The sequence below is a fragment of the Candidatus Galacturonatibacter soehngenii genome (assembly GCF_008830185.1).
Taxonomy (GTDB): Bacteria; Bacillota; Clostridia; order Lachnospirales; family Lachnospiraceae; genus Lachnotalea; species Lachnotalea soehngenii.
This window is the reverse complement of record NZ_WAGX01000004.1, coordinates 711,367-735,853: the sequence shown is the minus strand read 5'-3', so window position 1 is coordinate 735,853 and position 24,487 is coordinate 711,367. Positions and strand designations below refer to the sequence as shown.

At 34.4% G+C, this 24,487-nt stretch carries 20 protein-coding genes; 19 read left to right on the top strand and 1 reads right to left on the bottom strand.

Going from position 1 to position 24,487, the window contains the following annotated elements:
* Nucleotides 1-3 precede the first annotated feature (3 nt).
* Entirely contained in the window at nt 4-1,368 is a 1,365-nt protein-coding gene (locus tag F7O84_RS06000; RefSeq protein WP_151143734.1) for a PFL family protein, read from the top strand.
* Between the two features lie 74 nt (nt 1,369-1,442).
* Here F7O84_RS06000 and F7O84_RS05995 read toward each other — a convergent pair whose 3' ends face one another.
* Entirely contained in the window at nt 1,443-2,687 is a 1,245-nt protein-coding gene (locus F7O84_RS05995; protein ID WP_151142993.1) for a nucleotidyltransferase, read from the bottom strand.
* A 152-nt stretch (nt 2,688-2,839) separates the two neighbouring features.
* On the opposite strand from F7O84_RS05995, the gene F7O84_RS05990 reads away from it, so the two are divergent.
* From F7O84_RS05990 to F7O84_RS05905, 18 genes are all read left to right on the top strand, one after another.
* Entirely contained in the window at nt 2,840-3,274 is a 435-nt protein-coding gene (locus F7O84_RS05990; protein WP_151142990.1) for a CBS domain-containing protein, read from the top strand.
* Nucleotides 3,275-3,493: 219 nt separating this feature from the next.
* The gene (gene pta, locus F7O84_RS05985) at nt 3,494-4,489 is read left to right on the top strand and encodes a phosphate acetyltransferase (RefSeq protein WP_151142988.1); all 996 of its coding nucleotides are present in this window, start codon (nt 3,494-3,496) and stop codon (nt 4,487-4,489) included.
* A 28-nt stretch (nt 4,490-4,517) separates the two neighbouring features.
* Nucleotides 4,518-5,711 (top strand): acetate kinase, encoded by a 1,194-nt coding sequence (locus F7O84_RS05980; protein WP_151142985.1) that lies wholly within the window; start codon nt 4,518-4,520, stop codon nt 5,709-5,711.
* 179 nt (nt 5,712-5,890) lie between these two features.
* Nucleotides 5,891-6,415, top strand: a complete 525-nt coding sequence (locus F7O84_RS05975; RefSeq protein ID WP_151142982.1) for a YceD family protein — start codon at nt 5,891-5,893, stop codon at nt 6,413-6,415.
* A gap of 69 nt (nt 6,416-6,484) precedes the next feature.
* Nucleotides 6,485-6,664, top strand: a complete 180-nt coding sequence (gene rpmF / locus F7O84_RS05970; protein ID WP_151142980.1) for a 50S ribosomal protein L32 — start codon at nt 6,485-6,487, stop codon at nt 6,662-6,664.
* 310 nt (nt 6,665-6,974) lie between these two features.
* Entirely contained in the window at nt 6,975-7,916 is a 942-nt protein-coding gene (locus F7O84_RS05965) for an AraC family transcriptional regulator (RefSeq protein WP_151142977.1), read from the top strand.
* Nucleotides 7,917-7,972: 56 nt separating this feature from the next.
* Nucleotides 7,973-8,896 carry an ABC transporter permease gene (locus tag F7O84_RS05960; RefSeq protein ID WP_151142975.1) on the top strand — a complete coding sequence of 308 codons (924 nt, stop codon included), beginning with the start codon at nt 7,973-7,975 and terminating at the stop codon, nt 8,894-8,896.
* Nucleotides 8,897-8,908: 12 nt separating this feature from the next.
* Entirely contained in the window at nt 8,909-9,838 is a 930-nt protein-coding gene (locus tag F7O84_RS05955) for a carbohydrate ABC transporter permease (protein WP_151142972.1), read from the top strand.
* A 96-nt stretch (nt 9,839-9,934) separates the two neighbouring features.
* Complete coding sequence (locus F7O84_RS05950; protein WP_151142970.1) at nt 9,935-11,635, top strand: extracellular solute-binding protein; 1,701 nt, start codon at nt 9,935-9,937, stop codon at nt 11,633-11,635.
* 175 nt (nt 11,636-11,810) lie between these two features.
* Nucleotides 11,811-12,824, top strand: coding sequence for a phosphate acyltransferase PlsX (gene plsX, locus F7O84_RS05945; protein WP_192451672.1), 1,014 nt, complete (start codon nt 11,811-11,813; stop codon nt 12,822-12,824).
* A gap of 18 nt (nt 12,825-12,842) precedes the next feature.
* Nucleotides 12,843-13,073, top strand: a complete 231-nt coding sequence (gene acpP, locus F7O84_RS05940) for an acyl carrier protein (protein WP_151142967.1) — start codon at nt 12,843-12,845, stop codon at nt 13,071-13,073.
* Between the two features lie 129 nt (nt 13,074-13,202).
* The gene (rnc, locus tag F7O84_RS05935; protein ID WP_151142965.1) at nt 13,203-13,895 is read left to right on the top strand and encodes a ribonuclease III; all 693 of its coding nucleotides are present in this window, start codon (nt 13,203-13,205) and stop codon (nt 13,893-13,895) included.
* 12 nt (nt 13,896-13,907) lie between these two features.
* Nucleotides 13,908-17,468, top strand: a complete 3,561-nt coding sequence (gene smc / locus F7O84_RS05930; RefSeq protein WP_151142962.1) for a chromosome segregation protein SMC — start codon at nt 13,908-13,910, stop codon at nt 17,466-17,468.
* A 12-nt stretch (nt 17,469-17,480) separates the two neighbouring features.
* On the top strand, nt 17,481-18,431 hold the full coding sequence (ftsY, locus tag F7O84_RS05925; protein ID WP_151142960.1) for a signal recognition particle-docking protein FtsY: 951 nt from the start codon (nt 17,481-17,483) through the stop codon (nt 18,429-18,431).
* Nucleotides 18,431-19,642, top strand: coding sequence for a threonine ammonia-lyase (ilvA, locus tag F7O84_RS05920; protein WP_151142957.1), 1,212 nt, complete (start codon nt 18,431-18,433; stop codon nt 19,640-19,642). The genes ftsY and ilvA overlap by 1 nt, the downstream gene beginning before the upstream one ends.
* A gap of 179 nt (nt 19,643-19,821) precedes the next feature.
* Nucleotides 19,822-20,433, top strand: a complete 612-nt coding sequence (locus F7O84_RS05915) for a MarR family winged helix-turn-helix transcriptional regulator (RefSeq protein WP_151142955.1) — start codon at nt 19,822-19,824, stop codon at nt 20,431-20,433.
* 40 nt (nt 20,434-20,473) lie between these two features.
* Nucleotides 20,474-22,639, top strand: a complete 2,166-nt coding sequence (locus F7O84_RS05910) for an ABC transporter ATP-binding protein (protein WP_151142953.1) — start codon at nt 20,474-20,476, stop codon at nt 22,637-22,639.
* Entirely contained in the window at nt 22,632-24,479 is a 1,848-nt protein-coding gene (locus tag F7O84_RS05905; RefSeq protein WP_151142950.1) for an ABC transporter ATP-binding protein, read from the top strand. The genes F7O84_RS05910 and F7O84_RS05905 overlap by 8 nt, the downstream gene beginning before the upstream one ends.
* The last annotated feature ends 8 nt before the right edge of the window (nt 24,480-24,487 follow it).

Here is a 24,487-nt window from a genome sequence, read left to right as displayed (position 1 = left end):
AGCATGATTAATATATTTGAGGTCAATGAGACCAATAAAATGATAGAGCAGGAAAATCTAGACGTACGAACGATAACACTTGGAATCAGTTTGCTAGATTGTATTGATTCGGATTTGAATCAATTAAATGCAAAGATTTATGAAAAAATAACCACAACAGCAAAAGATTTAGTTAAAGTTGGTAATGAGATTGAAAAAGAGTTTGGAATCCCAGTTGTAAATAAAAGAATTTCTGTTACACCAATTGCATTAATTGGTGCTGCGGCTTGTAAAACGCCAGACGATTTTGTGACTATTGCAAAAACACTTGATAAAGCAGCAGTTGAAGTGGGAGTAAACTTGCTAGGTGGTTACTCTGCATTGGTATCAAAGGGAACAACGAAGGCTGATGAGTTACTGATTCGTTCCATTCCTAAGGCATTAGCAACAACACAGAGGGTATGTAGTTCTGTCAATCTAGGCTCTACAAAGACTGGTATTAATATGGATGCGGTTCGACTAATGGGTGAAATCATAATTGAGACAGCGCAGTTAACCAAGGATATTGATTCTGTTTCTTGTATGAAATTAGTGGTGTTTTGTAATGCACCAGATGATAATCCTTTTATGGCGGGAGCATTTCATGGTGTTACAGAATCCGATGCAATTATCAACGTAGGAGTAAGCGGTCCAGGTGTTGTAAAGACAGCGTTATCAAAGGTACGTGGTGAGAATTTTGAAGTACTATGTGAAACCATTAAAAAGACTGCATTTAAGGTAACAAGAGTAGGTCAATTAGTGGCACAGGAAGCTTCTAAACGCTTAAATATTCCATTTGGAATCGTTGACTTATCGTTAGCACCAACTCCTGCAATTGGTGACAGTGTTGCGGATATCCTTTGTGAAATCGGTTTGGAATACGCTGGAGCACCAGGAACCACGGCAGCACTTGCACTGTTAAATGATCAGGTAAAAAAAGGTGGCGTAATGGCATCCTCTTATGTTGGCGGTTTAAGTGGTGCATTTATTCCAGTCAGCGAAGACCAGGGAATGATAGATGCAGTTCAGGCAGGGGCTTTGACGTTAGAAAAATTAGAAGCTATGACTTGTGTATGCTCTGTTGGATTAGATATGATTGCAATTCCAGGAAATACAAAAGCGACGACGATTTCTGGAATCATAGCAGATGAAATGGCAATTGGAATGATAAATCAAAAAACAACAGCTGTAAGAATTATTCCAGTTGTTGGAAAAGATGTTGGAGAGACGGTTGAATTTGGCGGACTATTTGGATATGCTCCAATTATGCCAGTGAATCAATATTCCTGTGATGCGTTCGTTAATCGAAAAGGTAGAATTCCTGCACCAATTCATAGTTTTAAAAATTAAGAATCATAATATTAAAATTAAAAGAACGTCTAACTCACCACATTAGACGTTCTTTTGTTGTATGACGATTGAATTTAAAGTAGAATTAGTTTTTGTTTAAACTCATTCATAGGGGGACGATTAAATTTATGTGTTACAACACTTTGATAGACTTCGGTGGAAAAGATGTCTTGCTCAAGCATCAAGATGCCAAGTGGGTTTAATATCTTTTTATAGTTAGCTAATTTACTTATGATTGGAATTGTCGCGTTCTTTTTTATGGTTGATAATAATGCATGGGATGTTTTCTGAAAGCCAAGTATTCGAATGTATTGTGCATAGCCATTATCTGCATATTCTTTTGCTACATCAGTTTCTATATTTAACAGTATGTGAATCAAACTTCGGTTTATTCTTGTTAATGTATATTGCTTGTTTTTTAAAAGCTCCATAAAACTCTCTGCATTGATGAAATCACTTAAATGATTCCTAATAGCATTTGCTAAAGCCTCTGATACATCAAGATATTCGGAATAAGGCTTATCTTGTGCTAATAAAAGCTTGTATTTTAATAAAGAAGAAAAATCATTCATTTCAATTGGAAAAGTGATTTTATATTCTTTTGCTAAGATATGATAGACACTTGGAGGAATTTGATTTTTAAAACAATCCATGCCATTTAACTTTAAGGAAGAACGAATGGCAGAAGCAGAGCAAATTGTATCATGTAACTGCGTATCATGATATCCAGATACAATACGTTTGATTGTAACTGGTTTGATAGGACTGTTTAGTCTTTTAATTGCTTTGATATATTCAATCGCAAGAATGTTATTTGGTTCTGATAAAATGGTATCTAACTCAGTTTGAGAAGTAAAGTCTTTTTTCATGTACTGAAGCAAAGCCATCTTTCTAGCAACTGGAAAGACATATCCTTCTTTTAAAAAATGTTTTAAGGATTGTTTAAACTCCTTTGGTTCGTGTGTTAAAATCTCTGCAATATCTTCTAATTGTTTTATTTCCCCGCATTCACTTCCAAAGCATAAAGAGTTTATACAGCCCATCTGATGTAATAGGGATACGGCACCCAAAGCAAAGGACTCAGCGCTTGCTGTTGCAAAAACACTTGGTAACTCAATTACCAAATCTGCACCACATTTTAAAGCCATTTCAGTTCGCTTATATTTATCAATAATAGCAGGAGTTCCTCTTTGCAAGAAATTGCCACTCATAACTACTACGACATAGTCAGCGTTTGTTAATTTTTTAGCTAAGTTTATATGATGTAAATGTCCATTATGAAATGGATTATATTCCGTTATTAAACCGACAATGTTCATCGCATTATCTTTCCTTTCTTACTTTTTATAATAGGAAATACTTATAAATTACTATAACACAATAAAAAAATATATGTAAAGTATGTTGTTGTAATGAAATAAGTTGTATAATAGTATAAGATTAATTCACTAGATAAAGAAAGGAATTGTAAATGAACATATTATTTTTTTTGATACCAAAAAGCGACACTGCATACATATATAGTGATTTTTCTGTAAGACAAGCTTTGGAGAAGATGAAGCATTACAGGTATACAGCAATCCCAATGATTGATCGAGATGGTAAATACATAGGCACTGTGACGGAAGGTGATTTTTTGTGGGCACTTACCAATAAAATGGATAAGTTAAGCGATTTGGAGCATATTTCAGTTCTAGAGATAAAAAGAAGAGTGAATAACAGGCCTGTTAATATAGATGCAAACATTGAAGACTTGATTGACATGTCTTTATATCAGAACTTTATACCCGTTATTGATGATCAGGAAGTATTTATCGGGTTAGTTACTAGAAAAGATATCATACAATATTTGTGTAAAAAATGCTCTTTTGGAGTAAACTACAATAGTGTAATCGAACGAAAATAGTTTGTTAAAAATTTAATTAAATGTTCAAAATAAAATACTTCTTGTATACAATAAACATTAGTAGTATAATCAAGTTAAATGTGAACAAGTCATAATTCATGATAATAGATAGAAGGGGTTCTATTATTTGAGTGGGTTATGCTTTTTTACTGGATATCATAAATAACCTCATGAAAGAGGTAATAATAACAAGTTACACATGAAAGGAGTCATACCATAATGGGATTTATTGACACAATTAAAGCACGTGCAAAAGCAGATAAGAAGACTATTGTTTTGCCAGAAACTGAAGATCGTAGAACCTATGAGGCAGTTGCAACTATTTTAAAAGAAGGTATTGCAAATGTCATTTTAGTTGGTAGCGAAGCAGCAGTTACAGAAGGAAGCAAGGGATTAGATATTACAGGGGCAACGATTGTGGATCCTGCAACCAGCGAGAAGACAAAATCATATATTGATAAGTTAGTAGAATTAAGACAAAGTAAAGGAATGACACAAGAACAGGCCAAAGAAATTTTGCTTACTAACTACTTATATTATGGTGTAATGATGGTTAAAATGGGAGATGCAGATGGAATGGTTTCAGGTGCATGCCATTCAACCGCTGATACCTTAAGACCATGTTTACAGATTCTTAAAACAAAACCAGGTACAAAATTAGTTTCAGCATTTTTCTTAATGGTAGTTCCAAATTGCGAATTTGGTTCAAATGGAACCTTTATCTTTAGTGATGCTGGATTAGAGCAGAATCCAGATCCTGAGAAATTAGCAGCGATTGCAGCTTCCTCTGCGGAATCATTTAAATTATTAGTTCAGGAAGAACCAATTGTAGCTATGCTTTCTCATTCAACAAAAGGTAGTGCAAAACATGCAGACGTTGACAAAGTGGTAGAAGCAACTAGAATTGCAAAAGAACAATATCCAGATATTGAAATCGACGGCGAGTTACAGTTAGATGCAGCAATTGTTCCAAGTGTTGGTGAATCAAAAGCTCCAGATAGTAAAGTGGCAGGCCATGCAAATGTATTAGTATTTCCTGACTTAGATGCTGGAAATATCGGATACAAATTAGTACAAAGATTGGCAAAAGCAGAAGCATACGGACCAGTAACACAAGGTATTGCAAAACCAGTAAATGATTTATCAAGAGGATGTAATGCAGATGACATTGTTGGAGTAGTAGCGATTACAGCAGTACAGGCACAAGCGAATTAATTAGTTCTATTTTAGGAGGAAGTTTATAATGAATATATTAGTAATAAATTGTGGTAGTTCATCACTTAAGTTTCAGTTGATTCACTCAGAGACAGAGTCAGTTTTAGCAAAAGGTCTTTGCGAGAGAATCGGAATTGATGGAAGATTGGTTTATCAACCTGCGGATGGTGCAAAAGAGACCACAGATGCGGCTATGCCAACACATAAAGAAGCAATTCAGATGGTTTTAGATGCATTAATGAATGAAAAAACAGGTGTAATCAAGAGCCTTGATGAAGTTGGAGCAGTTGGTCACAGACTTGTTCATGGTGGAGAGAAATTCGCAAGCTCTGCTATTATCACGGATGATATGATGAAAGCAGTAGAAGAATGTAACGACTTAGCACCTCTTCATAACCCAGCAAATATTATAGGTGTAAATGCATGTAAAGCCTTAATGCCAAACACTCCTATGGTTGGAGTATTTGATACGGCATTTCATCAGACAATGCCAAAAGAAGCTTACATTTATGGACTTCCTTACAGATATTACGAAGAATTCAAAGTTAGAAAATATGGTTTCCACGGTACAAGCCATAGCTTTGTATCAAAAAAAGCAGCAGAAATTTTAGGAAAACCACTTGAATCATTAAAAACAATAGTGTGTCATTTAGGAAATGGTTCTAGTATCTGTGCCGTTAATGGTGGAAAATCAGTTGATACTTCTATGGGTCTTACACCTTTAGAAGGAGTAATGATGGGAACACGTTCTGGAAGCATTGATCCAGCTATTATGGAATTTATTGCAAAGAAAGAAAATCTTGATATCGATGGCATTATGAATATATTAAACAAAGAATCTGGTGTTTATGGACTTTCAGGAGTGTCTAGTGATTTTAGAGATCTTGAAAATGCAGCAGCAGAAGGTAACGATAAAGCAAAATTAGCAAGAGAAGCATTTTGCTATCAAGTTGCTAAAATAGTTGGTAGTTATGCAGCAGCTATGAATGGTGTAGATGTAATTGCGTTTACAGCAGGTGTAGGTGAAAATGATGGTTTGGTAAGAAAAGATATTTGTAAATACCTTGGCTATTTAGGATTAGAATACGATGAAGCTTCAACAAATGTAAGAGGAAAAGAAGCATATGTTTCAACACAAGATTCAAAAGTAAAAGCATTGCTTATCCCTACAAACGAAGAGCTTGCAATTGCAAGAGAGACTTTAGCTTTAGTAACAAAATAAGTTACAGATACCAGCTTGAAAGTGCTTCGCTGACACAACGCCATATACAGTAGATTAAAACGATTTTTGAATTAATAGAATTGATTTTAATTTTACTGTATATGGCTGAATTTAACAAAATATGTTGACAAAGCGGCATAAGGTAGGTATAATAATACAAGTGTGTATAGGAGACTATTATGCTAATTAAATTAACAGACGTTTTAGCCTATGATAATAAAGTCATGCAGATAAAGACTCCTTTGGAGATGGCAAGTTTTGATTCGAAATTAGGATCATTTCCCATTGTTAACAAGAGTGATGTTGAGTTACTGATTACTCATACGAGTAAGAAGAACATTACGATTGAAGCAAAGGCGTATATAACGATATCTATCCCATGCGATAGATGTTTAGAACCTGTAGAGACTAAGTTTGATATTGATATTACGAAAGATGTAGATCTGGCGTTGATAGATGAAGATAGGATAAATGAGCTGGATGAAACAAATTATATTATGGGATATGAGCTTGACGTAGATAAACTAATTTACGGAGAGATTCTACTTAATTGGCCTATGAAGAGTCTATGTAGTGATGATTGTAAAGGTATATGCAATCACTGCGGCAAGAATCTTAATCAAGGAGAATGTGATTGTGATAGAACAGTACTTGATCCTAGAATGGCAGCTATCCGTGATATATTTAATAATTTTAAGCAATAGTTCAAAATGATTGACATAGAAATAATCAGTAAACTATTTGTAACTTATTGATAATAAGGAGGTGTGACCATGTCTATCTGCCCAAAGAATAAATCTTCCAAATCCAGAAGAGATAAAAGAAGAGCTAATTGGAAAATGAGTGCTCCAAACTTAGTAAAATGCAGCAAATGCGGCGAATTAATGATGCCTCATAGAGTTTGCAAGGCTTGTGGTTCTTACAACAAAAAAGAAATCATTACAGTTGACTAATTTATAATGAGATAAAGATGATCTTGATAGTAATCGAGATCATTTTTTTATGCGGATGGTAAAGTGACTTTACCATCCGTTTTTTTGATTGAAATTAAACTATATTTTTTAAATCTTGTATAATAAGTCGTTTTTGCATAGTTTTGTAATGAGAAGGAGTAGAAAATTTTAGTAAAATGTATAATAATTTAATAATATAAAAACAATATTTATTAGAAATAACCAAAATAATTTCAAAAGATAAAGCGGATTTGTACGATTTCAATTTTAGATTTCAAAGATTGTAGTTATGACAGAAAGGAAGATGCTTATGCCAAGGAAAAAGAGGCCGGTTGTTGAATATCGACATTATAATCTGGCGCTGAGTTTTCCTGTTTTGCTGTTAACTGGTGAGAGGTGGAGAATTTCCGAAATCAAAAGCTCTAATCTGCATTTTCACAATTGTCTTGAAATAGGAATTTGTCTTCAAAAAAGCGGGACGATTGATGTTGAGGGGGTTTCGAAATCATTTCGGGAAGGTGACGTTACTTGTATTCCAAGATACATTCCCCACACTACGTATAGCTCACCAGGTGAAGAAAGCCTTTGGGAATACATTTTTGTGGATCCAGAGGAGCTTTTTAGAGATATGTTTAAGGAGTTTGTTGAAAGTTTTGAAGGCCCTTTATCATTTTGTGAAAATCACCGCTATATCATGAATCGGGAAGAATTTCCCCAAGTTTGGTTTTTGGCAAATAGTATAGTAAATGAATTAAAGAATCAAAGAATTGATTATCAGACCAGTGTAAAAGGTCTTATGCTTTCTCTTTATATTGAATTTATGAGAATTCATGATGCTAAAAGGCAACAAACAAAGAGGATCGCTATCAGAGATGAAAGAATTGTAATTATCGCCAATGCGATAGACTTCATTTACAAAAATTACATGCATCCAATCAATATTGAGGATTTGGCAGATAATTGCCATCTAAGTGTAAGTCATTTTAGAAGAACCTTTCATTCTATTATTGGGGTGGCTCCATTGGAGTTTTTAAATAGCACAAGGATAAACGAGGCCTGTAAGCTGTTACGAAGTACAGGAGATACCATAATAAGTATATCAGAGCAGGTAGGGTTTCGCTCAGTTTCAAGCTTTAACCGTTGCTTTATCAAATTCATTGGCGTATCACCAAGAGTTTGGAGGAATACATATCTTCAATCTGAAACAATATCTTCAAAGTCGGCAATAATGGAATTAAATGGATGGATGTAGAGTCGTAAAAATTAGAAATGATTAAGAAGCGCAGATATCAAAGGAGGATTCACATTATGGGCAGAAATAAAGTTGAATTAAAAAAACGATTGAAAAGAGACTGGCAATTATATCTAATGCTACTGTTTCCAGTATTAATGGTAATTATCTTTAATTATGCGGCTTATCCAGGGCTTAAGATGGTTTTTATGGATTATAAACCAGCAAGAGGGTATGAAGGTAGCGAATGGGTAGGTTTAAAAATTTTTCAAAAAATATTTTGTGATGGAGATTTTCTTCGAGCACTTCGTAATTCTCTTACGTTTAATATTCTTGATTTAATTGTGAGTTTTCCTGTTCCAATCCTATTAGCTTTGATGTTAAATGAGCTTCGTTTTAAGCGTTTTAAGAAAGTAACGCAAACAATATTATATCTGCCCCATTTTCTATCGTGGGTTATTATAGGAAGTGTTGCATACACCATGTTTCGGCCCAGTACCGGCTTGGTAAATATGGTTATGACCAACATAGGGCTTGTTACACAAGGGATTCCCTTTTTGACTGAAAAATGGCACTGGGCAGTGACCTATCTTTTTATAGGTGTATGGGCAGGTATGGGATGGGGGACCATTATTTATCTGGCTGCAATATCAAGTGTCAGCAAAGATTTGTATGAGGCGTCCATGATTGATGGTGCTGGAAGATGGAAAAGAATATGGCATATTACACTTCCAGGGATAAAAGGAACGGTAGTAACATTGCTGATTATGAATTTGGGACGTATCATGGGAAGTAACTTCGAACGACTTGATGTATTTGGCAACACGCAGGTAAGAGATTTTCAATATCAATTAGCAGTCTACATATATGAAAAAGGTCTTGGAGGGGGTAAATTCAGCCAGTCAACGGCGGTCGGACTATTTCAGGCGCTGGTAGGTCTTGGACTGGTATTGGCGGCAGACAGGGTGGCAAAGAAGTTAGGTGAAGAAGGATTGATTTAGGAGGAAAGTATAATGAGTGTAAAAAGTATTCGGGTAATTCAAGGGGACGAGGTAGTATCTGATGACAGCCGTGCAATTATAAGATTTAGAATTGGTGATGGGATCATGATGTTGGTTTTGGTTATACTATGTGCGACCTGCATTCTTCCCTTTTTACATCTAGCAGCAAAATCAATCTCATCCAATTCTTCTGTATTGGCAAAGCAAGTATATTTATTTCCTAAAGAGATAAATTTTGATGCATATCTTTCTATTTTTAAGGACGGTTCCATGATCTATTCCATGATTTATAGTGTGGTTGTAACTTTTCTTTTTACTATGCTGGGTATGATTTGCTGTATATGTGCTGCTTATCCATTATCAAAAAAAAGATTATGGGGCAGAAACCTTTTTACATTTCTACTAATGTTTCCTATGTATTTTAGTGCAGGATTGATTCCTTCTTATTTACTTTTAAAGAATCTGAAAATGCTTGATACCGTTTGGGTATTAATATTACCATTGATTTATTCGCCTTACAATATGCTTATCATGAAGACATATTTCCAGTCAAGCATACCTGATAGTCTGGAGGAATCTGCCTTTTTAGATGGAGCTAGCAATTTTGCGATATTGATTCGGGTCGTATTACCTTTGTCAAAGCCGATTCTTGCTACACTATCTTTATTTTATGCAGTAGGCCGATGGAATTCTTATGCGGATAATAAGTTTTACATAAAAACAGAAACATTGAAACTGATTCAATATAAGCTTTATCAAATGGTCGCATCTGCAACAGAAGCACAGACACAAACATTGTCAGAAGCGGCGGCTGTAACTAGTACACCAGAGGTATTACAGGCGGCGGCAATTATGTTCGTTACCATTCCAATTATTTGTGTTTATCCTTTCTTACAGAAATATTTTGTAAAAGGGGTTATGGTTGGTGCAATCAAAGGCTAAGAGGGAATGGACCAAATAACTAAGCGATATAAATTCTGTGTCCGCTATCTGGCTGTGATATGGGTTTATATAGAGAAGGTAAAGGAGGAATTGAATGTGAGAAAAAACAAAATAGCTACGCTTTGCTTGATTGCAAGTATGGTAGCCACTACTTTGGCAGGGTGTGGCAATACAAAGGATCCGACCAATGAACAGACGGGAAATACAGCGGTGGCAAATACTGACAATGTATCTGACATCACAGGTACAAAAGCAGATAAAACAGGGATGGATAGTTGGAAGGCGTTTGATGAAAATGTTACCATAAAAATCCCTGTATATGACAGAGGAGTGGAAGGAGTACCTACGGTTAATGATAACTATTGGACTAAATGGGTACAAGAAAATTTTGGAGACAAGTACAATATTACAGTTAAATATGTACCAATCACCCGAACGGATGTTATGACAGATTATGCATTGTTGGCCGCTTCTAGCGAGCTGCCTACTATTCTAATGGAGTATGATTATCCCAAAGTTGCTCAATGGGCAGATGAAGGTTATTTAACTACGTTTAATATGAATGATTTTGCAAAAGTCGCTCCCACCTATTATAACAAAATGGATGAGAATAAACAGCTTCCATATACCATTATGAATGGCGAGACTTATTTTGCATTGGCAGAGCGGCCATATTATAACAATGGATATACATTCCAGACTTTTGTACGTATGGATTGGCTAAAACAGGTTGGTTACGATCATGTTCCTCAAACACGAGCAGAATATATTGATGCTATGACCAAGATGCAAGAGGCAGGAATAGCAAAGAATCCAGCTGGAGGAGCTATGATAACAGGAGTGGGCTCGGATCAAAATTATGGATATAGAACATTTCCGCAAAATGAAGAAGAATGGGCACAGATTGGAGATGTAAACATTCCTGCTCTTGGTTCTAAGGCAAATTATAAATTATTAAAGAGAGCAAATGAAGATTATAACTTAGGATTTACCAATCCAGAATATTATATTACGGATGAAGAAACAAATAAGGCATCATTCATCAATGGAGATATTTATTCCTATGGAAATTATATCTCTGCCAATATGGATTGGTTAAATTCTTTTTATGAGCAAAACCCAAATGCAGAGCTTTCGGTAGTACCTGTTGGCATAGTTGATGAAGAAGGCGGGACTGTTCCTGCTTATCGATCCAATAATCCTTTTGGTATGATTATTGGTTTTTCCTCCAGTGCAACAGTAGACGAATTAAAGGCAGGCTGGATGTATATGGAATGGATGACACAAAAAGACACTCTTTTTACGATGCAATGGGGAGTGGAAGGAGAAAATTATACAATGGATGCTTCTAGCGGACTTCCTGTAAGTGTTGGTGATTATTCTGGTGAATACAAACAAGGCTACAACAATAATAAGGATTATTGGTGTATAACGATTGAAACAAGAAATGCAGGTACAGTTAAAGATATGATCAAAGCAACCTCACCAAAAGGACTTCCACAAGATTTTACACAAAATATTATTGATAATTTTTACAAAAATGAAGAATTAATCAAACAAGGTTATAGTTGTCTGGATATTATTTTTTCAGAACCAATCGAAGCAGAGACAGAATACAGCGGAGTATTACAGGAACTCTACAAAGAATACCGTGATAAGTTAACCATGTGTAAAATAGAAGAATTTGATGCTTTATACACCGAACTGACTCAAAAATATATGAATGCAGGGTATGAAAAAGTAATGAAGCAAAGGCTTGAGGCATATAAAAAAGGACATAGTACCAAATTACAGTAACATCTACAGAAATAAAAATGACAGGTTTGCAGTAACAATAGTATATGCAGACCTGTTTTTTCTACGTAAAACTAAATGGGAAAGAATCTAAAATAAATTAGTAAAATATATATTGATTTATAGAGTGATATCTAGTATATTGATTAATAGGTATTCAAGGAGGAAATTGACTCATATGCAAGAGATAGTAAAAGTGGCAGTAGATGCTATGGGCGGAGACAATGCCCCGGGAGAAATTATCAAAGGTGCAATTGATGCAATAAACAAGATGAGCAATATAAAAGTATTTCTTATAGGAAAAGAAGAAGAAATAAAGACAGAACTTAAGAAGTATGAATATAATAAAGAACAGCTTGAGATAATGCATACTACAGAAGTAATTGCAACTGAAGAACCACCGGTTATGGCAATAAGAAGGAAAAAAGATTCGTCTTTAGTAAAAGCAATGAATATGGTTAAGAATCAAGAGGCAGATGCTCTTGTGTCCGCAGGTAGCTCAGGTGCTATTCTTGTTGGAGGTCAAGTTATAGTTGGAAGAATAAAAGGTATTGAGAGACCGCCACTAGCTCCATTGATTCCTACCGCTAAGGGTGTTTCGTTATTAGTTGATTGTGGTGCCAATGTTGATGCAAGAGCATCTCATTTAGTACAGTTTGCGAAAATGGGTTCTATTTATATGGAAAATGCACTAGGCATTAAGAATCCAAAGGTAGCGATTGTTAACATAGGTGCAGAAGAAGAAAAAGGAAATATGCTTGTTAAGGAAACATTTCCGCTTTTAAAAGAATGCAATGATATAAACTTTATTGGAAGTATAGAAGCCAGGGACATTCCAAGTGGATATGCAGATGTCATAGTTTGTGAAGCATTTGTTGGAAATGTTATTCTTAAATTATATGAAGGTGTTGGTGCAACTTTAATTAGCAAAATTAAAGGTGGTATGATGTCAACACTAAGAAGTAAGATAGGAGCTTTACTTGTTAAGCCAGCTCTAAAAGAGACGCTTAAGTCCTTTGATGCCAGCGAATATGGCGGAGCACCACTTTTAGGACTTAACGGACTTGTTGTTAAAACACATGGAAGTTCGAAAGCCAAAGAAGTTACGAATTCGATTATTCAATGTGTAACTTTTAAAAATCAAAAGATTAATGAAAAAATCAAAGCAAATATTATTATGAAGGATGAGTAATAGAAAGGATTGAAAGAGATGGAATTTGAAAAATTACAAAAAATTATTGCTGAGGTGTTAAATGTTGATGCAGATGAAATTACAATGGAGACAACATTTGTTGATGATTTAGGTGCCGATTCTCTAGATATTTTTCAAATTATTATGGGAATAGAAGAAGAATTTGATATTGAAATTTCCAATGAAGATGCGGAAAATATTGTGTCTGTAGGAGATGTAATTGAGCAAATTAAAAATTTAAACAGCTAATTGATTTGATTGTTTTAAATTTTGTAAACAAAAGCCCTTGCTTATAGGGCTTTTGTGTTGTTAAAATAATAGTATTATTGTTTTAAAGTTGCAGTTAAGCTGCAACTTAAATTATAAGGAGGTGTCATAATGGGAAAAAAAGTATTATTAGAAGACTTAGAAAGTACAATTGGATATCAATTTAAAGATTCTAATTTATTACGTCAGGCAATGACTCATAGTTCTTTTTCGAATGAGCATCGTCTTAACAGATTGACAAGCAATGAACGTTTGGAGTTTTTAGGAGATGCAGTTTTAGAACTAGTTACAAGTGATTTTTTATATTCCCAATATCCAAAGTTGCCTGAAGGAGATTTGACAAAGATAAGAGCAAGCATTGTATGCGAGCAGACATTGGCATTTTGTACAAGAGAAATAGAACTTGGAAAATATTTACTACTTGGTAAAGGAGAAGATTTGACAGGAGGAAGAGATAGAAATTCTATTGTTTCGGATGCCATGGAAGCATTGATTGGTGCCATTTATTTAGATGGTGGTTTTGCTAATGCAAAAGAGTTTATCGATAAATTTATTTTATCGGATATTGAGCATAAACAGCTCTTTTATGATAGCAAGACTATCCTGCAAGAAATCGTACAAAGTGATTATAAAGAAGAATTGGTTTATCAATTGATTAAAGAAGAGGGACCAGATCATAATAAGAAATTTATTGTGGAGGCTAAGATTGGTGATGAAATAGTAGGTCACGGTGTTGGCAGAACAAAGAAAGCAGCCGAGCAAGAAGCTGCCTATAGTGCGATTGTAAAACTAAGAAAATCTTAGCGGGAGAGATATATGTATTTAAAAAGCATAGAAGTTCAGGGGTTTAAATCCTTTGCAAATAAAATTGTATTTGAATTTCATAATGGAATTACAGGTATCGTAGGACCCAATGGAAGTGGAAAAAGCAATGTCGGTGATGCGGTTCGTTGGGTTCTTGGAGAACAAAGTGCCAAGCAGCTTAGAGGCTCTAATATGCAAGATGTCATTTTCTCGGGGACTGAAAATAGGAAGCCACTTGGTTTTGCATATGTTGCAATTACATTGGACAATTCAGATCGTAAGCTAGCAATTGACTTTGAAGAAGTTACAGTTGCTAGACGTGTCTATCGTTCTGGTGAAAGTGAGTATCTAATTAATGGAACCAGTAGTAGATTAAAGGATGTTCAAGAGTTGTTTTATGATACTGGTATTGGAAAAGAAGGTTATTCGATCATTGGACAAGGTCAAATTGATAAAATACTAAGTGGAAAGCCAGAAGAAAGAAGAGAACTATTCGATGAAGCAGCTGGAATCGTAAAATATAAAAGACGAAAAGCGACTGCGCAAAAGAAATTAGAAGATGAAAAACAGAACTTGTTGCGTGTATCTGATATTCTCACAGAGCTTGAAAAACAACTTGGACCTTTACAAAAGCAATCTGAGACAGCGAGAACATATTTAAAGAAAAAAGAAGAACTAAAGGTTCTTGATGTAAATCTGTTTTTAATGGATGCTAAAAGAATAGAGGAACAATTAAAAGAACTGGATAGTAAACTTTCGATTGCAGAAAAAGATTTAGAATCTACAAAAGAAAACTTTGAAAATACGAAAATTGAATATGAAAAACTGGAAAATGAAATTGAAGAGTTAAATCAAAAAATTGATGAATATCGAAACAGACAAAACGAATCAGGTATTCTAAGCAGGGATATCGAAGGTAAAATGAATGTGTTGAAGGAACAGATTCACTCCCAAAAACAAAGTCAGGAGCATTTGCAAGAAAGAGTCAATGCAATACGTTTTGAGATTCAATCTAAGACCGAGCAAAAAAATGAATTTAGCCAAACGAAAGAAGAGATAAATAAGCAGCTTGATGAAATGGATGATTTGCAAACGAATGCGGCAAATGTAATGTTAGAGATTCAGAGTAAAATAGCAAGCTTAAATCAAAAGATAGATGAAAGTAAGAATGAAATTTTTGAGATTTTAAACGAAAGAGCTTCGACAAAAGGAAAAATGCAACGTTTTGATACGATGTTAGAACAAATTACGTTGCAAAAAGCGGAGCTTAGTCAAAAATTATTAAAGATAAAAAGTGAAGAATCTGAGCAAGATGAGCTGTTGATTTTGTACAACAAAGAACTTGATAAGATTTCAACTTCCATTCTAAAAAAGCAGGAGGAAGGAAAAAAGAATCAAGATATGGTAAAGACCATTCAAGAGGAATTGACTGCTTTGAATGAGAAAAAGACAGAGATTTCATCTGCCTACCATAGACAAACATCAAGACTTGATTCTCTCATCAATATTACAGAGAAATACGATGGATATGGAAACAGCATACGTCGTATTATGGAAAGAAAAGATACAGTAAAAGGAATTATTGGAGTTGTAGCTGATATCATTAAAGTTGAAAAAGAGTATGAGATTGCAATTGAAACAGCACTTGGAGGAAGTATTCAAAATGTTGTTACAGAAGATGAAGATACTGCAAAACAATTGATTGAATATCTAAAGAGCAATAAATTCGGTAGAGCAACATTTCTCCCACTTACTAGTATCGGTAATAAAAATACCTTTACCCAAGAACATGTGCTAAAAGAAAAAGGTGTAATCCAACTTGCTTGTAATTTGGTTTCAACAAAAGAAAAGTATCAAGGTTTGTCCAAATATTTACTTGGAAGAACCATTGTAGTTAACACCATCGAAAATGCTATTCTCCTTGCAAGAAAGTTTCAATATTCACTTAGAATTGTAACTTTAGAAGGAGAACAACTTAGTCCAGGTGGTTCTATGTCTGGAGGGGCATTCAAAAATACAAGTAATCTTTTGGGAAGAAGACGTGAAATTGATGAATTAAAGGAAGATATCGAAGGTCTTCGAAAAGAAATTGAACTGGTACAACATCAAATTGATGAAAAGAAGACAAAGCGCATTTTTTACTACGAGGAGATTGAACGTTTATCCAAAGAATTGCAAGAACAATATTTACTTCAAAATACTGCTAAGATGAATGTAAATCAAGCAAACGAAAAGAAAAGCAATAGCATCTTACTATTTGAAGAGATAAAGAAGGAAAGCCTTGAAATTGAGCAACAGCTTAAAAGTATATCGGAAGGAAAAGAAAAGATTCAAATTGAGCTAAATGAATCAGAGATAAAAGAGAAAGAGTTTGAAGAGTTAATTGCTCATTCCAGCAAGTTATTAGAAGAAGAAAGAGCAAAAGAAATTCAGTTTTCTAAAAAGTCCTCCGAAATTAATTTAGAGTTTGCTAATTTAACTCAAAAAAATGAATTTATCTTAGATAATATAAGACGTATCAATCAAGAATTAAATAAATTAAATTCAGAATTGACGCAATTAGATCAAACGATCATCTCTTCCAAAGATGAAATTTTACAAAAAGAAAAAGAAATAGAGTTACTACAAAATAAAGCAAATGAAACAGAGCAAGAGTATCAGGAATGTCAAGAAAAACTAAAGCTTTTCATGGCAAAGAAAGAAGAACTTACGTTAAATCACAAAGGATTTTTTGCAAAAAGAGAAGAATTATCAGAACGTATTAATCTGCTTGATAAAGAAGTATTTCGTTTAACAAATCAAAAAGAAAAATTAGACGAAACAAGCGAAAACCAAATCAATTATATGTGGAATGAATATGAGATTACATATAGTATGGCTTTACAAATGAAAAATGAAGCATTCGACAATCAAACAGATTTAAAGAAGATGATTCATAGTTTGAAAGAAGAAATTCGAAAGCTTGGTGATGTCAATGTAAATGCCATAGAAGATTATAAGAACCTTTTTGAGCGTCATCAGTTTTTAAAGGAACAAAGAGATGATTTGGTTGAGTCAGAAGAGACTTTGCTTAAAATTATTGAAGAATTAGATAGTGGTATGAGAAAACAATTCAAAGAAAAATTTGAATTAATACGTGTTGAATTTGACAAAGCGTTCAAAGAGCTTTTTGGAGGCGGTAAAGGAACGATTGAGTTGATTGAGGAAGAAGATATTCTGGAAGCAGGGGTTCGTATTATATCACAGCCACCAGGTAAGAAGTTACAAAATATGATGCAATTATCAGGTGGGGAAAAAGCACTCACAGCAATCGCGCTTCTTTTTGCCATTCAGAATTTAAAGCCATCACCATTTTGTCTATTAGATGAAATAGAAGCCGCGCTTGATGACTCGAATGTATCGCGATTTGCAAGATATTTACATAAGTTGACAAAAAATACCCAATTTATTATCATAACACATAGGCGTGGAACGATGGCGTCAGCCGACCGATTGTATGGAATTACCATGCAGGAAAAAGGTGTGTCAACTTTAGTATCTGTTAACTTAATAGAAGATGATTTAGATAGGTAGATGGAGGTAAATATGGGCGAAAAAAAAGGCTTTTTTGGAAGGCTAGTTGCTGGTCTAACCAAAACAAGAGATAATATTGTTTCTGGAATTGATTCTATCTTTAGTGGATTTTCCAGTATTGATGAGGACTTCTATGAGGAAATAGAAGAAATACTTATTATGGGAGATTTGGGAATCAATGCTACCACTTCCATTATTGAAGATTTAAAAGAAAAAGTAAAAGAAAATAAAATAAAAGAACCTTCTGCATGCAAAGAGTTACTGATTGAGAGTATCAAAGAGCAAATGGATGTAGGCGAAATGGCATATGAGTTTGAAAATCAAAAATCAGTCGTGTTAGTCATTGGCGTAAATGGAGTTGGAAAAACCACAAGCGTTGGTAAACTTGCAGGCAAGTTAAAAGATCAAGGCAAGAAAGTTGTATTAGCAGCAGCAGATACCTTTCGTGCCGCGGCTGGAGAACAACTTACTACTTGGGCCAATCGAGCAGGTGTAGATATTATTGGGGGTCAAGAAGGCGCAGATCCAGCAGCGGTTGTATATGATGCAGTAGCTGCCGCAAAAGCTCGAAATGCAGACGTGTTATTATGTGACACGGCTGGAAGACTTCATAATAAAAAGAATCTTATGGAAGAATTAAAAAAGATAAATCGAGTATTAGAAAGAGAATACCCAGATGCATATCGAGAAACGTTGGTCGTTTTGGATGGAACAACAGGACAAAATGCTTTAGCGCAGGCAAAGCAGTTTAAAGAGGTTGCTGACATTACTGGAATTATTTTGACCAAATTAGACGGAACAGCAAAAGGGGGAATTGCAATTGCAATTCATTCTGAACTTGGAATTCCGGTAAAATATATTGGTGTAGGTGAAACAATAGACGATTTACAGAAATTTAATGCAAATGACTTCGTAAATGCTTTATTTGATGTGAAACAAGATGAGAAAGAAGATGAAGAGTAATGTTAACGTTAGAAAAATTTGAAGAAGCTACCGAAAGAGTAAATCAGGTCATACTAGAAACAAAATTAGTTTATAGTGAGTATCTGAGTGAACAAACAGGCAATAAAGTATATCTAAAACCAGAGAACATGCAGTTTACAGGTGCTTATAAAGTACGCGGAGCATATTATAAAATCAGTACTTTATCAGAAGAGGAAAGAGCAAAAGGACTGATTACGGCATCCGCAGGCAATCATGCACAAGGGGTTGCTTATGCTGCAAAATTATTTGGGGTAAAGGCGACGATTGTAATGCCTACTACAACACCACTCATGAAAGTAAATCGCACAAAGAGTTATGGTGCTGAGACAGTGCTATATGGAAATGTTTATGATGAGGCTTGTAACCATGCCTATCAATTAGCAGAAGAATATGGCTATACTTTTATCCATCCATTTGATGATTTGGATGTGGCAGCAGGACAAGGCACGATTGCAATGGAAATTGTAAAAGAATTACCTACTGTAGATTATATACTTGTGCCAATTGGTGGCGGAGGACTTGCGACTGGAGTATCTACACTTGCCAAATTATTGAATCCTAAAATAAAAGTAATTGGAGTAGAGCCAGCAAATGCAAATTGCATGCAAGTTTCAATAAAGAATAAAAAAGTAACAACTCTTCCAAATGTAAGCACAATAGCAGATGGTACAGCAGTAAAGACCCCTGGTAGTAAGATCTTTTCTTATGTCCAAAAAAATATTGATGAAATCATTACGATTGAAGATGAAGAGCTAATTGTAGCTTTCCTTGATATGGTTGAAAATCATAAAATGATAGTAGAAAATTCAGGACTTCTAACCGTTGCAGCACTAAAGCATTTGGACGTAAAAGGGAAAAAGATTGTATCGATTTTAAGTGGCGGAAATATGGACGTAATAACCATGTCATCTATTGTACAGCACGGCTTGATCCAACGAGATAGAATTTTTACAGTATCTGTGTTATTGCCTGATAAGCCAGGTGAATTGGTAAGAGTAGCCGATATTATAGCAAAGCAACAAGGAAATGTAATCAAATTAGAGCACAATCAGTTTGTTAGTATCAATCGAAGCGCAGCGGTTGAACTTTGCATTACATTAGAAGCTTTTGGTCACGAGCACAAAGAACAAATCGTAGAAGCGCTAAGAAAAAACGGATATGATCCTAAGTTTGTTAGGCCAAATCCATGATGTAAATTTTGATAATCTAATAAAGTATTATAAAAAGGGAATCATACTCTTAGAAGTTTGGTTCCCTTTTTGCGATATTAAGATAAAGAGTACGAAGTAAAAATTAGTTAGATGACTATCTAAAAAGAACAAAATCATATAAAAGCATACGACTTATTCTAGTATAATGCATAAAATTTGTGAAGAAATTGTTAAAACAGTTGCAAGACAATCAAAATAAGCATATAATATCGGTTAGTCGACTAATTAATATGGAGGTGGAAAGATTGAATCAGATGGGATACGAAAGTAAATCAACAAAAGAGTTATTTTTGGAACTTGCAAAAGTCTATTTTGTAAAAAAATATAAAGTCGTGGCTGATAATGGTATATATCCAGGACAAGAAGCATTGCTTGAACTGGTAAGTAATGAGTCAGGACTTAGTCAAAAGGACTTAGCAAAAAAATTAAAAATAAAACCTCCAACAGTAGCCGTATCAATAAAGCGTATGGAAAAAACAGGTTGGCTAACAAGAGAAGTTGACGAAAGTGATAAGAGAATATCTCGCGTGTTTATCACCGAAGAAGGCAAAAAGGTATTGGAGGAAGTTAAGGTTAAATCAAAAGAATTAGATGAAATCGTATTTGCTGGGATACCTGAAGTTGAAAAGTGCCTATTACATCGTATATTAATTCAACTGATAGAAAATATTAGAAACACCATGGATCAAAATGAATTGGATGAGGTTATGGAAGAATTTCATAAGCATCATCACGAACATAAGCAAGCAGCACATCAGAAGAAGCGATAAGCTTACTTCACACATTTTGGCACTTAGAAAGGAAAATGAAATGCTAAAACTAATAAAGTATTTAAAAAAATCATATTTATCAATCATTGCGATTGTAGTTTTGCTTTTTATTCAGGCATACTGTGATTTGTCCTTGCCAGGCTTGACCTCCAACATAGTTAATGTTGGTATTCAGCAAGGCGGTATTAAGGACGCTACATTAGACAAAATCAGAGCAACAGAAATGAATAAGCTTTATCTATTTATGAGTGAAGAGGATAAAAGCTTTGTTGAGTCAAATTATGAACTAGATGGTGAGTTATACGAATTAAAAAAAATAGATGAAAATACAAGAGAAACATTAAATGATGTATTTGGGAAACCGATGTTGATTGTACTTACTCTTTCGGGTGAAGGAGAGGAAAGTATTGCAATTAAAAATCAAATGGGTATACCAGAAAATGTAGATTTATTTGAAGCACTTAGTATGCTTCCAAAAGAACAATTGGATGCAATTACGTCCGTAATGTTAGAGAAGATAGATGAAATGCCAGAATCGATAGTTTCACAATCCTCGATTGCTTTTGTAAAAGCAGAATATCAAGGTCAAGATGTAAATATACAAAAAATTCAGCAGTCTTATATTCTGATAGCAGGACTTAAAATGCTTGGATTTGCACTTCTAGGTATGTTTGTTGCAATTGTAGTTACTTACTTATCTTGTAAAGTTGCGGCATCCTTTAGTAGTGATTTAAGAGAGAATGTTTATAAGAAAGTCATTTCATATTCAAGTATTGAAATGGATAAATTCTCAACAGCATCTTTAATCACAAGAAACACGAATGATATCCAACAAGTGCAACTACTCATGACTATGGTATTTCGTATTGTGTTATATGCCCCAATTCTTGGAATTGGTGGTGTGTTAAAAGTTTTAAAAACAAACACCTCCATGTCTTGGATAATCGCATTGGCAGTTGGTATTATTTTACTTGTCGTGATTATCTTGATGCAAATAGCGATGCCAAAATTTAAACAACTTCAAGTATTAATTGATAAATTAAATTTGGTCACGCGAGAAATCCTTACTGGTATTCCTGTAATACGAGCTTTTAGTACACAAAAACACGAAGAAGAACGTTTTGAAGAAGCAAATAAAAAATTAACAAAAACACAGCTATTTGTTAATCGAACCATGACCTTTATGTTACCTCTTATGATGCTGATTATGAATGCAGTTACCATACTTATCGTATATATGGGGGCATATGGAATCGATGAAGGTGCGATGCAAGTTGGTGACTTAATGGCATTCATACAGTATACCATGCAGATCATTATGTCATTTTTAATGCTTACAATGGTATCTATTATGATTCCACGAGCGAGTGTATCAGCAGTGCGTATTAATGAAGTACTAGAGACAGATGTTTCGATTAAGGACCCTAAGAATCCCCAAAAAGATAGTAAAGATGTTGAGAGCAAATTAGAATTTAAAAATGTATCCTTTGCATATCCTGATGCTAAGGAAAATGTACTTTCGAATATAAGCTTCGTGACTCAAAAAGGAGAAACAACGGCTATCATTGGAAGTACAGGAAGTGGAAAATCAACTTTAGTAAATCTAATACCAAGATTTTTTGATGTAACAAAAGGTGAGATTTTAGTTAATGGAATCAATGTAAAAGATTATACTCAGCATGATTTACATGATAAAATCGGCTATGTGCCTCAAAAAGGAGTTTTATTTTCAGGAACAATTGACTCCAATATTCGCTATGGCTGCGAGGAAATGTCAAAAGACAAGGTAGAGAAAGCAGCAACAATTGCACAGGCAATTGATTTTATTAGTGAAAAGCCAGAAAAATTTGATTCTGAAATTGCACAAGGTGGTTCGAATGTTTCGGGAGGACAAAAACAACGTCTTTCAATTGCAAGAGCAATCGCAAAACAACCAGAAATTTTTATTTTTGATGATAGTTTTTCTGCATTAGATTATAAAACAGATGTAACTCTTAGAAAAGCATTAAAATCTGAGACCAAGGACGCTATTACAATTATCGTGGCACAAAGAATAAGCACAATTCTTCATGCAGACAAAATCATAGTGTTAGATGAAGGTAAAGTAGTAGGAATGGGAACGCACAAAGAACTTCTAAAGACTTGTGAAGTTTATATGCAAATTGCAATGTCTCAGCTTTCAAAGGAGGAATTAGATCATGAGTAATGAAAAGCCAAAAAGCGGTGGACATATGGGAATGGGTCATAATATGTCAGGAGAAAAAGCAAAAGATTTTAATGCTTCCATGAAAAAACTAGTAAAGTATATGAGTGCACCCAAATATCTATATAAGCTTTTTTTCATGCTAATTTGTGCAATAGCAGGAACTACGTTTAACATCATTGGACCAACGGTCCTTGGAAATGCAACAACAGAAATTTTTGAAGGTTTGGTAAAAAAAATTAATAGAACAGGTGGAATTGATTTTGATAAAATTACAAGTATACTTGTTTTGTTAATAGGACTCTATGTGTTAAGTGCCTGTTTCTCCTTTATACAAGGGTTTATAATGACGAGTATATCAAACGATGTTACTTATACATTTAGAAAAGATATTTCAGAAAAAATAAATCGAATGCCTTTGAAATATTTTGAAAGCCGTACTCATGGTGAAGTATTATCTCGCGTTACCAATGACGTTGATACATTAGGACAAAGCTTAAATCAAAGTGTGACTCAGTTGATTACATCAGCCACCACAATAATCGGTGTTTTAATCATGATGATTCGGATTAATGTTTGGATGACTTTGGCTTCTTTATGTATCTTGCCTATTTCAATGCTATTAATTGGAACAATTATGAAGCACTCTCAAAAGCATTTCCAAAGCCAGCAAAAGTATCTGGGAGAAATCAATGGTCAAGTGGAAGAAGTGTTTTCTGGACATAATATTGTAAAAGTATTTAATAAAGAAGAATCAGTCATACAGATATTTGAAGATACCAATAAGAAGTTGTATGATTCAGCATGGAAATCACAGTTTTTCTCTGGCATGATGATGCCGATTATGATGTTTATTGGAAATCTAGGATACGTAATGGTAGCACTTTTAGGAGGTTACTTAACGATTAAAGGTAGTATTCAAGTTGGGCAGATACAGTCGTTCTTCCAATATATCAAAAGCTTTACACAGCCAATACAGCAAATTGCGCAAGTGGGAAATATGTTCCAGCAATCAGCAGCGGCTGGTGAACGAGTATTTGAATTTTTAGAAGAAGAGGAGGAAGATCAGTTCTCCGAAAAAGCAGTTGATATCCAACATTTAAATGGAAATGTAGAATTCGAAAATGTTTCATTTGGATACAACGAAGATCAAATTATTATTAATAATTTCTCTGCAAAAGTGAGAAAAGGACAAAAAATTGCAATTGTTGGACCAACTGGTGCTGGAAAGACAACGATGATTAAGCTTTTGATGCGTTTTTATGATGTGAACTCAGGTTCTATCAAAGTAGACGGTCATGATTTAAGAGACTTCAACCGAAGTGAGTTAAGAAAAATGTTTGGTATGGTATTGCAAGATACCTGGTTGTTTAATGGAACAATTATGGAAAACATCCGATATGGACGTTTGGATGCTACAGATGAAGAAGTAATAGAAGCAGCTAAAGCAGCACATGCACATCACTTTATCATGACACAACCAGATGGATATCAAATGATTCTAAATGAAGAGACCAGCAATATTTCACAAGGTCAAAAACAGCTTTTAACAATAGCAAGAGCCATTTTAGCAGATCCAAGTATTTTAATTTTAGATGAAGCTACCAGTTCCGTTGATACAAGAACTGAAATAAGAATTCAAAAAGCAATGGATCATTTGATGACTGGAAGAACGAGCTTTGTAATAGCACATCGTTTGTCCACAATTAAAGATGCAGATTTAATACTGGTTATGAAGGATGGAGATATAATAGAGCAAGGAAAACATGAAGAGTTGTTACAAGCAAATGGTTTCTATTCCAATCTTTATAATTCACAATTTGAGAGAGCGCAAGCAGTATAAACGCGTTT